This window comes from Flavobacterium saliperosum, assembly GCF_900100625.1.
Lineage (GTDB): Bacteria > Bacteroidota > Bacteroidia > Flavobacteriales > Flavobacteriaceae > Flavobacterium > Flavobacterium saliperosum.
The window spans coordinates 84,159-96,126 of record NZ_FMTY01000003.1 but is presented as its reverse complement, the minus strand read 5'-3'; the positions used below and the strand labels follow the sequence as shown (position 1 = coordinate 96,126).

Annotated in this window: 17 protein-coding genes; 2 read left to right on the top strand and 15 right to left on the bottom strand. The window is 38.7% G+C overall.

Features of this window, described 5'->3' with window-relative positions; translation table 11 throughout:
• The 14 genes from rpsQ to rpsL all read right to left on the bottom strand — a co-directional run bounded on the left by rpsQ (position 1) and on the right by rpsL (position 8,236).
• Positions 1–258, bottom strand: coding sequence for a 30S ribosomal protein S17 (rpsQ, locus tag BLQ05_RS06705; RefSeq protein ID WP_023570336.1), 258 nt, complete (start codon positions 256–258; stop codon positions 1–3).
• 17 nt (positions 259–275) lie between these two features.
• Positions 276–467, bottom strand: a complete 192-nt coding sequence (gene rpmC / locus BLQ05_RS06700; protein WP_035117425.1) for a 50S ribosomal protein L29 — start codon at positions 465–467, stop codon at positions 276–278.
• Positions 468–479: 12 nt separating this feature from the next.
• Positions 480–899, bottom strand: coding sequence for a 50S ribosomal protein L16 (gene rplP, locus BLQ05_RS06695; protein ID WP_023570337.1), 420 nt, complete (start codon positions 897–899; stop codon positions 480–482).
• An 18-nt stretch (positions 900–917) separates the two neighbouring features.
• Complete coding sequence (rpsC, locus tag BLQ05_RS06690; RefSeq protein WP_023570338.1) at positions 918–1,670, bottom strand: 30S ribosomal protein S3; 753 nt, start codon at positions 1,668–1,670, stop codon at positions 918–920.
• A 5-nt stretch (positions 1,671–1,675) separates the two neighbouring features.
• The gene (gene rplV, locus BLQ05_RS06685; protein WP_023570339.1) at positions 1,676–2,086 is read right to left on the bottom strand and encodes a 50S ribosomal protein L22; all 411 of its coding nucleotides are present in this window, start codon (positions 2,084–2,086) and stop codon (positions 1,676–1,678) included.
• Positions 2,087–2,092: 6 nt separating this feature from the next.
• Positions 2,093–2,371, bottom strand: a complete 279-nt coding sequence (gene rpsS / locus BLQ05_RS06680; protein WP_023570340.1) for a 30S ribosomal protein S19 — start codon at positions 2,369–2,371, stop codon at positions 2,093–2,095.
• A gap of 9 nt (positions 2,372–2,380) precedes the next feature.
• The gene (rplB, locus tag BLQ05_RS06675) at positions 2,381–3,205 is read right to left on the bottom strand and encodes a 50S ribosomal protein L2 (protein WP_023577307.1); all 825 of its coding nucleotides are present in this window, start codon (positions 3,203–3,205) and stop codon (positions 2,381–2,383) included.
• Positions 3,206–3,211: 6 nt separating this feature from the next.
• Entirely contained in the window at positions 3,212–3,502 is a 291-nt protein-coding gene (rplW, locus tag BLQ05_RS06670; protein WP_023577308.1) for a 50S ribosomal protein L23, read from the bottom strand.
• Positions 3,503–3,508: 6 nt separating this feature from the next.
• Positions 3,509–4,138 carry a 50S ribosomal protein L4 gene (gene rplD, locus BLQ05_RS06665; RefSeq protein ID WP_035654855.1) on the bottom strand — a complete coding sequence of 210 codons (630 nt, stop codon included), beginning with the start codon at positions 4,136–4,138 and terminating at the stop codon, positions 3,509–3,511.
• Positions 4,138–4,755: a 50S ribosomal protein L3 gene (rplC, locus tag BLQ05_RS06660; protein ID WP_035654857.1), complete on the bottom strand. Its 618-nt coding sequence runs from the start codon at positions 4,753–4,755 to the stop codon at positions 4,138–4,140. The genes rplD and rplC overlap by 1 nt, the downstream gene beginning before the upstream one ends.
• Before the next feature lie 110 nt (positions 4,756–4,865).
• Positions 4,866–5,171 (bottom strand): 30S ribosomal protein S10, encoded by a 306-nt coding sequence (gene rpsJ / locus BLQ05_RS06655; RefSeq protein ID WP_023579610.1) that lies wholly within the window; start codon positions 5,169–5,171, stop codon positions 4,866–4,868.
• Positions 5,172–5,182: 11 nt separating this feature from the next.
• Positions 5,183–7,339, bottom strand: a complete 2,157-nt coding sequence (fusA, locus tag BLQ05_RS06650; RefSeq protein WP_023577311.1) for an elongation factor G — start codon at positions 7,337–7,339, stop codon at positions 5,183–5,185.
• A 10-nt stretch (positions 7,340–7,349) separates the two neighbouring features.
• Positions 7,350–7,826: a 30S ribosomal protein S7 gene (gene rpsG / locus BLQ05_RS06645; protein WP_023577312.1), complete on the bottom strand. Its 477-nt coding sequence runs from the start codon at positions 7,824–7,826 to the stop codon at positions 7,350–7,352.
• A 26-nt stretch (positions 7,827–7,852) separates the two neighbouring features.
• Positions 7,853–8,236: a 30S ribosomal protein S12 gene (gene rpsL, locus BLQ05_RS06640; protein WP_007136570.1), complete on the bottom strand. Its 384-nt coding sequence runs from the start codon at positions 8,234–8,236 to the stop codon at positions 7,853–7,855.
• A 181-nt stretch (positions 8,237–8,417) separates the two neighbouring features.
• On the opposite strand from rpsL, the gene BLQ05_RS06635 reads away from it, so the two are divergent.
• On the top strand, positions 8,418–10,082 hold the full coding sequence (locus tag BLQ05_RS06635) for a BamA/TamA family outer membrane protein (RefSeq protein ID WP_023577313.1): 1,665 nt from the start codon (positions 8,418–8,420) through the stop codon (positions 10,080–10,082).
• A 197-nt stretch (positions 10,083–10,279) separates the two neighbouring features.
• The gene (rlmB, locus tag BLQ05_RS06630; RefSeq protein ID WP_023577314.1) at positions 10,280–11,014 is read left to right on the top strand and encodes a 23S rRNA (guanosine(2251)-2'-O)-methyltransferase RlmB; all 735 of its coding nucleotides are present in this window, start codon (positions 10,280–10,282) and stop codon (positions 11,012–11,014) included.
• A 139-nt stretch (positions 11,015–11,153) separates the two neighbouring features.
• Here rlmB and BLQ05_RS06625 read toward each other — a convergent pair whose 3' ends face one another.
• The gene (locus tag BLQ05_RS06625; RefSeq protein WP_051365782.1) at positions 11,154–11,963 is read right to left on the bottom strand and encodes a rhomboid family intramembrane serine protease; all 810 of its coding nucleotides are present in this window, start codon (positions 11,961–11,963) and stop codon (positions 11,154–11,156) included.
• Between the last annotated feature and the right edge of the window lie 5 nt (positions 11,964–11,968).

Here is an 11,968-nt window from a genome sequence, read left to right as displayed (position 1 = left end):
TTACTTCGCTCTTTCAATGATTTCAACTAATCTCCAACATTTTGATTTTGACAAAGGTCGTGTTTCCATGATCTTTACTGTATCGCCAATATTGCAATCGTTTGTTTCGTCGTGCGCAACATATTTTTTTGTTTTTAACACGAACTTACCGTATAATGGGTGTTTTACTCTTCTAGTTTCAGAAACAACAATAGATTTCTCCATTTTGTTGCTAGTAACTACACCAATTCTTTCTTTTCTTAAATTTCTTTTTTCCATCTTTCAGAAGAATACAATTATAGTAACTCTCTTTTAGTTATCTCAGTCGCTACTCTGGCAATTGATCTTCTTACAGCTCTTAACTGTAATGGGTTCTCAATTGGAGAAATTGCGTGAGCGTTTTTTAGGTCGGCATATGTCTTCTTTAACTGACTAAGTTGTCCTTGTAACTCAGCTGCAGATAGATCTTTAATTTCTGATTGTTTCATAATAAAAATTGATTATGCTTCGAAATCTCTAGCAACGATAAACTTAGTTTTAACAGGCATCTTTTGGGCTGCAAGACGTAACGCCTCTTTTGCAACTGACAAAGGAACTCCTCCTACTTCAAACATAATTCTACCTGGTTTAACAACGGCTGCCCAGTACTCTACTGCACCTTTACCTTTACCCATACGTACCTCAAGAGGTTTCTTTGTGATAGGCTTGTCTGGAAATATTTTAATCCATAATTGTCCTTCTCTTTTCATGTAACGAGTTGCCGCGATACGTGCAGCTTCGATTTGACGAGAAGTAATAAAAGATGAATCTAAAGATTTAATACCAAACATTCCATTAGAAAGTTCATGTCCTCTTTGAGAAATGCCTTTCATTCTACCTTTTTGTACCTTACGGTATTTTGTTCTTTTAGGCTGTAACATTTTTCTTTAGTTTAAAATTTACTTTCTTTTACGAGCGTCTGGTTTTCCTCCTTTATTGAAAGGCTTTCTATCTCCTCTCGAAGAGTCGCCGCCTTTACCTCCAGCTTGTTTTTTGTCCATGCCTACAAGTGGAGAAAGATCTCTTTTACCATAAACTTCGCCTTTCATGATCCACACTTTGATACCCATTCTACCGTAAGTAGTATGTGCTTCAGCAAGTGAGTAATCGATGTCAGCTCTGAAAGTTGATAGAGGAATACGTCCTTCTTTGAACATTTCTGAACGCGCCATTTCAGCACCGTTCAAACGACCGGAAATCATAACTTTGATACCTTCTGCGTTCATACGCATAGCAGCAGCAATAGCCATTTTAATTGCACGTCTGTAAGAAATACGACTTTCAATTTGACGAGCGATACTTGTTCCTACTAAGTAAGCGTCAAGTTCAGGTCTTTTGATTTCAAAGATGTTAATTTGAACCTCTTTGTCAGTAATTTTCTTAAGTTCTTCTTTTAACTTGTCTACCTCTTGGCCACCTTTCCCGATAATGATACCTGGTCTAGCAGTAGTGATAGTAACGGTTACAAGTTTCAAAGTTCTCTCGATGATTACTTTCGATACACTAGCTTTTGATAAACGAGCATGAATGTACTTTCTGATTTTGTGGTCTTCGGCAAGTTTATCACCGTAGTCATTTCCACCATACCAGTTAGAATCCCATCCTCTGATGATACCAAGGCGATTTCCGATTGGATTTGTCTTTTGTCCCATCTTTATTAATTGCTTTGTGTGTTATTATTATCTCCAATCACGATTGTTACGTGGTTAGAACGTTTTCTGATTCTGTGTGCACGACCTTGTGGCGCTGGACGAAGTCTTTTCAACATCATACCACCGTCTACCGTAATCGTTTTAACAAATAATCCTGCTTCTTCCATGTTAGAATCTGCGTTCTTAGCTTGCCAGTTAGCGATTGCTGATAACAACAATTTCTCTAATTTACGAGAAGCTTCTTTAGAACTGAATCTTAAGATATTAAGTGCTTTTTCCACTTTCTGACCTCTTACTAAATCTGCAACTAAGCGCATTTTTCTAGGTGAAGTAGGGCAGTTATTCAATTTTGCAAAAGCAATAGACTTATTAGCCTCTTTTCTTGCATCAGCTGTTTCTCTTTTACGAACTCCCATAGCTTCTTATTTTTTACCTTTATTTTTTGCACCGGCATGACCTCTAAAAGATCTTGTTGGTGAAAATTCTCCTAATTTATGACCTACCATGTTTTCTGTAACGTAAACAGGTACAAATTGACGACCGTTGTGAACTGCGATAGTTTGCCCAACAAAATCCGGAGTAATCATCGAAGCTCTAGACCAAGTCTTTACCACTCCTTTGTTACCTTTTTCGATATTTTCCTGAACTTTTTTCTCTAACTTAAAGTGAACAAAAGGTCCTTTTTTTAATGAACGTGCCATATCTACTTATTATTTCTTTCTACGTTCTACGATATACTTATTACTCGGGTTAACTTTAGAACGAGTTCTATAGCCTTTAGCAGGTAAACCTTTTCTTGAACGTGGGTGACCTCCAGAAGAACGTCCTTCACCACCACCCATTGGGTGATCAACAGGGTTCATTGCTACCGGTCTAGTTCTTGGTCTTCTACCTAACCATCTAGATCTACCAGCTTTACCTGATACAACTAATTGGTGATCTGAGTTAGAAACTGCTCCAATGGTTGCTGAACAAGTCAACAAGATCAATCTTGTTTCACCTGAAGGCATTTTAATTGTAGCATATTTTCCGTCTCTTGCCATTAACTGAGCGAAAGTTCCAGCTGAACGCGCGATAACCGCACCTTGACCTGGTCTTAATTCGATACAAGAAATAACAGTACCTAGAGGAATTTTACTTAATGGTAAAGTATTACCGATTTCTGGAGCCGAATCCGGTCCGGAAACTACAGTTTGTCCTACTTGTAAACCATTTTGAGCGATGATATACGTTTTAGCACCATCTGCATAGTACAATAACGAAATGAACGCTGAACGGTTTGGATCGTATTCAATAGTTTTAACTACAGCAGGAACTCCTACTTTAGTTCTTTTGAAATCTACTAAACGATACTTTTGTTTGTGACCACCACCCGTATAACGCATGGTCATCTTTCCTTGACTATTTCTACCTCCAGAGTTTTTTTTCGGCGCGATCAATGAACGCTCCGGCTTATCAGTTGTAATAGTGTCAAAGCTATTCACAACTCTAAAACGCTGACCCGGGGTAATAGGTTTTAATTTTCTAACTGACATTTTCTATTAGATATTATTATAAAAATCTATTGTTTCACCTTCTTGTACTTGAACGATTGCTTTTTTGTAAGCATTTGTCTTTCCACTGATTAAACCACTCTTAGTGTATTTAACCGATCTATCAGCTCTGTAATTCATCGTGTTAACAGTAACTACATTCACACCGAAAGCCGCTTCAACAGCATTTTTGATTTGAATTTTATTTGCTTTTTTGTCAACAACAAAACCAAAGCGGTTGAAAGTCTCTCCCTCTTTGGTAATTTTTTCAGTAATGATAGGTTTAATTATGATACTCATGGCCTATTATTTGCTTAAATTTTCTTCAATTCCTTCTAAAGATCCCTCTAAAAGCACCAAATTATTAGCATTTAAAATAGCGTAAGTACTTAATTCAGAGGTAGTTACAACATTAGACGCTTTTAAATTTCGAGATGACAAATATACATTTTTATTTGAATCACCCAACACAAATAGAGATTTTTTGTTTTCTAACCCTAAAGCTTTCAATACGTTAATGAAATTTTTAGTGTTTGGAGTTTCAAATGTAAAGTCTTCAAGAACTACTAAATTGGACTCTTTCATCTTAATTGAGAAAGCCGATTTACGAGCTAATCTCTTTAAAGTTTTGTTCAATTTGAAAGAATAACTTCTTGGTCTTGGACCGAAAACTGTTCCCCCACCTTTAAACAATGGATTCTTTGCACTACCCGCACGAGCAGTACCAGTTCCTTTTTGTTTTTTAATCTTACGTGTACTTCCCGCAACTTCAGCTCTTTCTTTAGCTTTGTGAGTACCTTGTCTTTGATTTGCTAAATATTGTTTAACATCAAGATAAACCGCATGATTATTTGGTTCGATTGCGAATACTGAATCAGAAAGTTGCACTTTTCTTCCAGTATCTTTTCCGTTGATATCTAATACTTTTACTTCCATTACTTCTGAATGATTACGTAAGAGTTTTTGCACCCAGGAATCGCTCCTTTAACAACAAGTAGGTTCTTTTCAGCCACTACTTTTAAAACTCTAAGGTTTTGAACTGTTACATTATCTCCTCCCATTCTTCCAGCCATACGCATTCCTTTGAATACTCTAGACGGATAAGATGAAGCTCCAACAGAACCCGGCGCTCTTAAACGGTTGTGCTGACCATGAGTTGCTTGTCCAACACCACCAAAACCGTGACGTTTAACAACCCCTTGAAAACCTTTACCTTTAGATACACCTTGTACATCTACAAATTCTCCTTCAGCAAAAAGCTCTACAGTGACAACATCACCTAGCTTATGCTCCGTTACATAATTCTGGAATTCAACGACTTTCTTTTTTGCAGAAGTACCGGCTTTCTTGAAGTGACCTAAGTCAGCTTTAGTAGCATGTTTTTCTGTTTTGTCATCGAAACCAAGTTGCAACGCTTCATACCCGTCAACCTCATTGGTTCTGACTTGGGTAACGACACAAGGACCAGCTTCAATTACAGTACAAGGAATATTTTTCCCGTTCTCATCGAAGATACTAGTCATGCCGATTTTTTTTCCAATTAACCCAGACATATAAAACTAATTATTAATTACTAATTAAAATATTTTTTTAGAGTGCGCAAAAGTAGGCATTAAGTTTTGAATAACAAAACTTAATGCCCAATTACTTTTTAGTGTGCTACTTATACTTTGATCTCTACTTCTACTCCACTTGGCAACTCTAACTTCATTAGAGCGTCGATGGTTTTAGAAGAAGATGAGTAAATGTCTAACAATCTCTTGTATGAACTCACTTCAAATTGCTCTCTTGATTTTTTGTTTACGTGCGGAGAACGCAATACAGTGAAAATCTTTTTGTGAGTTGGTAAAGGAATTGGTCCTGTTACTACTGCACCTGTACTTTTTACAGTTTTTACAATCTTCTCAGCTGATTTATCAACCAACATGTGATCGTAAGATTTTAATTTTATTCTGATTTTTTGACTCATTTTCTTTAGAATTAAGCGTTTCCTTTTGCTTTTTTGATAACTGCTTCTGAAATATTAGAAGGTGTTTCAGCATAGTGTGAAAACTCCATTGTTGAAGTTGCTCTACCTGATGACAATGTTCTTAATGTAGTTACATAACCGAACATTTCAGACAAAGGCACATCAGCTTTGATTGTTTTAGCACCTGCTCTGTCACCCATATCATTCACCTGACCTCTACGACGGTTCAAGTCACCTACGATATCACCCATGTTTTCTTCCGGAGTGATAACTTCGATTTTCATGATTGGCTCAAGAATAACAGCCCCTGCAGCTTTTCCAGACTCTTTGTAACCCATTTTTGCAGCCAACTCGAAAGAAAGCGCATCAGAATCCACAGGGTGGAAAGATCCATCCAACAAAGTAACTTTTAAACTATCAACAGCATATCCAGCCAAAGGTCCAGTTTTCATAGCTTCACGGAAACCTTTCTCAACTGCAGGGATATATTCTTTAGGAACGTTACCACCTTTAACCTCATTAACAAACTGTAATCCCATCGCTGGTTTACCATCTACTAAATCAGCAGGCTCGATTCTAAATACGATATCACCGAATTTACCACGACCTCCAGATTGTTTCTTATAAGTCTCTCTGTGTTGTGCTGCTTTTGTGAAAGCTTCTTTGTACTCCACCTGAGGCTCACCTTGGTTCACTTCAACTTTGAATTCACGTTTCATACGATCTACCAAGATATCCAAGTGAAGCTCACCCATACCAGAGATAATCGTTTGACCTGAAGCCTCATCAGTTCTAACTGTAAACGTTGGATCCTCTTCAGCTAATTTCGCTAAAGCCATACCCATTTTATCTACGTCAGCTTTTGTTTTAGGCTCAATCGCGATACCAATTACCGGATCAGGGAATTTCATAGACTCAAGAATGATTGGTGCTTTTTCATCACACAATGTATCTCCGGTCTTGATATCCTTAAATCCTACAGCAGCTCCAATATCTCCAGCCTCAATATATTCGATTGGATTTTGTTTGTTCGCGTGCATTTGGTAAATACGAGAGATACGCTCTTTGTTTCCTGAACGTGTGTTCAAGACATAAGAACCCGCATCCAAACGTCCAGAGTAAGCACGGAAGAAAGCCAAACGACCAACATAAGGGTCGGTAGCGATTTTAAATGCTAAAGCCGCGAAAGGCTCTTTTACGTCTGGTTTACGTAAGATTTTAGTTTGATCTTCTTCCAATAAATCAGCGTCATCAGGGTGAATACCTTGAATACCTTCTTTATCCAAAGGAGATGGCAAATATTTACAAACTGCATCCAACATGAACTGAACTCCTTTGTTTTTGAAAGAAGATCCGCAAATCATCGGAATGATTGCCATGTCGATTGTAGCAGCACGTAATGCAGCGTTGATTTCCTCCTCAGTAATTGAGTTCTCATCTTCCATGTACTTGTCAAGAAGGTTCTCATCATACTCAGCAACCGCTTCGATTAATGTAGAACGATATTCTTTAACTTCCGCAATCATGTCAGCAGGAATGTCAACAATATCAAAAGTAGCCCCTTGTGTTTCATCATGCCATACAATAGCTTGATTTTTCACTAAATCCACTACTCCTTTAAAATCATTTTCTTCACCGATTGGTAATGTGATCGCAACTGCATTAGACTTTAACATGTCTCTAACTTGCTGACATACGTTCAAGAAGTTAGAACCCTGACGGTCCATTTTATTTACGAATCCCATACGCGGCACTCTATATTGATCTGCAAGTCTCCAGTTCGTTTCAGATTGTGGCTCAACACCATCAACTGCAGAGAACAAGAATACTAATCCATCCAATACACGTAATGAACGGTTTACCTCTACAGTAAAGTCAACGTGTCCTGGGGTATCGATAATATTAAAGTGGTACGGTTTTGATTCAGGCAATACTTTACCTTGCTCTGTTGGGAAATTCCACTCACAAGTTGTAGCAGCAGAAGTAATGGTAATACCTCTTTCTTGCTCTTGCGCCATCCAGTCCATTGTTGCAGCACCATCGTGTACTTCACCAATTTTGTGTGATTTTCCAGTATAAAACAAGATACGCTCTGTTGTTGTTGTTTTACCAGCATCAATGTGAGCCGCAATCCCGATATTTCTTGTGTATTTTAAATCTCTAGCCATTTCTTATGAATTAAAATCTAAAGTGAGAGAATGCTTTGTTAGCTTCTGCCATTTTGTGAGTATCCATTCTTTTCTTAACAGCAGCACCTTCTTCTTTAGCCGCAGCTAAGATTTCAGACGCTAATTTGCCTGCCATTGATTTTTCGTTTCTTCTTCTTGCATAAAGAATCATCCATTTCATCGCCATAGAGATTTTTCTGTCCGGACGAATTTGCATTGGAATTTGGAAGGTAGCTCCACCAACTCTACGACTACGTACTTCTACGTGAGGCATAACGTTTGTTAAAGCATCTTTCCAGATTTCTAATGATGATTTTTCTGCATCTTGCTTCTTAGACTCTACGATGTCAATTGCATCATAAAATACTTTGAAAGCTGTTGATTTCTTACCATCCCACATTAAGTTGTTTACAAAACGTGTTACCAATTGATCATTAAATCTTGGATCTGGTAAAAGTGGTCTTTTCTTGGCCGCTCTTTTTCTCATGTCTTTTCTTTAAAAGTTTTTTAAAATTACTTTTTAGCTTCTTTAGGGCGTTTAGCACCGTACTTAGATCTTCTTTGCGTTCTTCCTGCAACCCCTGACGTGTCAAGCGCTCCACGAACGATATGATATCTAACACCTGGTAAATCTTTTACCCTTCCGCCTCGCACTAATACTATCGAGTGCTCTTGTAAATTGTGTCCTTCACCTGGGATGTAAGCATTTACCTCGTTACCATTTGTCAAACGTACACGCGCAACTTTACGCATTGCAGAGTTTGGTTTTTTTGGTGTAGTAGTGTAAACACGCGTACAAACCCCTCTTCTTTGAGGACAAGAATCTAAAGCAACCGATTTACTCTTCTTAGTGATCTGAGTTCTTCCTGTTCTTACTAATTGTTGAATTGTTGGCATAATTAAATACTAAAAATTTCTTATTTTTAAATTTCCCGCTTTTTACGGGGTTGCAAATGTAGAAATAAAATTTGACAATACAAATCATAAATCATTAATTTTCAACCACATTAATCAACATATCCCACAACGATACTTTTTTCTGTTTTTTACGTTATTTTTACCAAAACAAATCCGGCTTTTGAAAAATCTTCTCCTCTTCCTGTTCCTTTTTAGTTGCTGCTTTTCATCAAAAGCACAAAACCTGCATTTAAAACTGGAAGGCATTTCATCCGAAGAAAACAAAACCATCGACAGCATCGGCTATAAAAGGCAACACGAAAACACCAAATCCATTCTTGAGGAAACCCACAATTTCTCGGCCACACTATTCAAAAAAGGCTACCTGGAAAGCCAATTGCTTAATCAGAAGAAAGTAAACGACAGCACGTTTGTCTTTTATTATGCCATCGGAAAACAAACCAGCCGTATCAACATATATATAGGTAGGATTTCCGAAGAAGAAAAAAAACTACTCGAATTCCCTTCCGACACGATAAAACTCCAAATCTCCCAAGTGGAAGATTTCATGAATGCCAATCTGGCCAAACTCGAACAAAAAGGCTATTCGTTGAGCGAACTGCAACTGGTCAACCATAAAAAAGAAGACAATCATCTTTTAGCCGAACTGAAACTCAAAACCGAAAAGAAACGCAGCCTGAACGACATCGTAATCGTAGGTTACACCAAATTCCCCGAAGGCATCCGCAGAAATATCGCCAAACAATACCGCAAACGCACATTCAATCAGGAGAATCTGAAACAACTGAACAACAATTTCAAAGCGCTTCCGTTCGTCAATCAAATCAAATATCCCGAAATCCTGTTTACGAAAGACAGCACGAAAGTCTACGTGTATCTCGAAAAAACAAAGGCGAATCGTTTTGACGGCTTTATAGGTTTTGCCAACGAAGAAAATTCCGGCGTCCGTTTTAACGGGTATCTCGACCTACTGTTAAACAACGCCCTGAACACCGGAGAGAAAATAAATCTGTACTGGAAAAGCGACGGCAAGAAACAAACCACCTTCAACATCGGAACCGAACTGCCCTATATTTTCAAAAGTCCGTTGGGTATCAAAGCCAATTTGAGAATCTTCAAACAAGACAGCACCTTTCAGAACACGACCACCGATTTGAATCTGGGTTATTATTTCAGCTACAACTCCAAAGTCTATCTGGGCTACCAATCTGCAGAATCGGTCGACATCCAGAAATCAAACAACGCTTTTATCAGCAGCTATTCCAATTCGTTTTGGACCACCTCGTATGAATTCACCGATTTTAATGTCGATGATTTTCTATTCCGCGAAAAAACCAGCCTGTATCTGAAATTCGGGTTCGGAAGCCGAGAATCGAAAATCGAAACCAGCAGTCAGTATTTCGTGCAACTCAACACACATCACAACTTTTATCTGAACAAGAAAAACATAATTGCTCTCAAAAACCAGAGTTTTTACCTTCAGAGCAACAATTACATCATTAACGAATTGTATCGTTTTGGCGGCATCAATTCCATCCGGGGTTTCAGCGAGAACAGTTTGCAGGCCAATTTGTTTTCCGGCATCATGGCCGAATACCGTTATGTGTTAACACCAGGCATGTACGTGCACACCATTACCGATTACGGTTATTTTCAAGATAAAACTGCCAATCTGAAAGACAATTTGCTCGGACTCGGTTTCGGTTTCGGACTGTTTACCAAAAACGGATTGTTCAACTTAATTTACGCCAACGGAAGCACCAGTGAGCAAGCCATAAAACTTTCGAATTCCATTGTTCACATCAGTTTTAAAACGAATTTTTAAGAAAGGCATCTTAGACAACGTAGACCGTTTAGATTGTCAGACACAAAAAAGACAATCACTTTAGAAATCTAAAGCGTCTAAAATTCTAATCAGTCTAAGAAGTCCAAAACCTAAGAAATCTAAGAAAATCTAAAAATCTAAGAAGTCTAATTCAGTCTAAGTTGTCTAAGAAAGTCTAAATACACTATCTTTGCCTCATGGAAAAAGAACACCTAATATTCGGAATCAGAGCCATCATTGAGGCTATAAACGCAGGAAAAGAAGTTGACAAAGTTTTTATTCAGAAAGACGCACAAGGCGATTTGATGCAGGATTTGATGAAAGCGATGAAAAAAAACAGCATCAATTTCTCCTATGTTCCCGTAGAAAAATTAAACCGATTAACCTCCAATAACCACCAGGGTGCGGTGGCAACCATTGCTCCTATCTCCTTCGTTTCACTGGAAAGTTTAGTGGAAGGCGTAATCGAAAGCGGTAAAAAACCTTTGTTTTTAATTTTGGACCAATTGTCCGATGCGCGTAATTTCGGTGCCATCATCAGAACCGCAGAATGTACCGGAGTGAACGGCATCATCGTTCAGAAACAAGGTTCGGCTCCCGTTAACGGCGATACGGTTAAAACATCAGCAGGAGCGGTATTCAACGTGCCAATTTGCAAAGTAGACCATATTAAGGATGCGATTTTCTACCTTCAGGGTTCCGGAATCAAAACCGTGGCCGCTACCGAAAAAACAGAACAAAACATTTACGATATCGATTTTAACGAACCGGTTGCCATCATTATGGGAAGCGAAGACCGTGGTGTGAATCCGTCTGTTTTAAAAATTGTGGACGAAAAAGCGAAGTTACCGATGTTCGGTACCATTGGCTCGCTGAATGTGTCCGTAGCTTGTGGTGCGTTTTTATACGAAACGATTCGCCAAAGAAGTTAATCGAATAAAAAAACTATTAAGAAAGTCCGAAGCGAAAGTTTCGGGCTTTTTTTGTATCCCGATAGCTATCGGGAGAAATTCCCGCTCTACTCACGCGCTTATATTTGTTTTGGTATTCGTGAATGTAAACATTTCGCCTTTAGTTCCCACCTAACGGCGGCAAGCTACCGGCTCCATCGGGGCTAGATGGGTTTCCTTTTTCTTCTTTGGTTTCTTTTATAGAATACACCACAGGCAAATTCGATATGAAATACGAATACTGCTCTTCAATAGGTTCCGGTTTGGGTGTGGGTACAAAATTTCCGTCGTCGTCAAAATGCTTCATAAACGGATCCTGACTCGGGTCGAAATCCGGTTGTTCCCACTCGTATCTGATGGGTTTCTGATAATCCTGCGTTTTTACAAAATACGACAATAAAAATCCGGTAATGAAGCCCGCCAAATGCCCTTCCCAGGAAATATTTTCTTCGGCACTCGGAAAAAGATACCACACCATTCCGCCATACAACACCACTATAGTCAGTGACAACGCCACCAAACGATAATACCCGGTTTGGATTCCTTTAAAAAACATGAAACTCACCAACACATAAATCAATCCGCTGGCACCAATGTGCATGCTTTCGCGTCCAATCAGCCACGTCCCGAATCCGGAGATCAAAATCCCCAAAACCAAAACCTGCAGACTCTGTTCGCGGTAAAAATAACGCAAGGCCATAATCAGCAAAAAAATCGGAATGGAATTGTTATAAAGATGCTGCAAGTTGCCATGTAAAAACGGACTGAAAACAATCCCTTTCATCCCCGAAAACGTTCTGGGATAAATCCCAAAATCGTACAAACTCATCTTGAAACGCACTTCAAACCAAAACACCACCCAAATTGTCAAAAGGAACAATAGCGGCCAGGCAATCACGGAAGTCGAAAATTTAAAGTCGGTTTCTTTCATAAGCT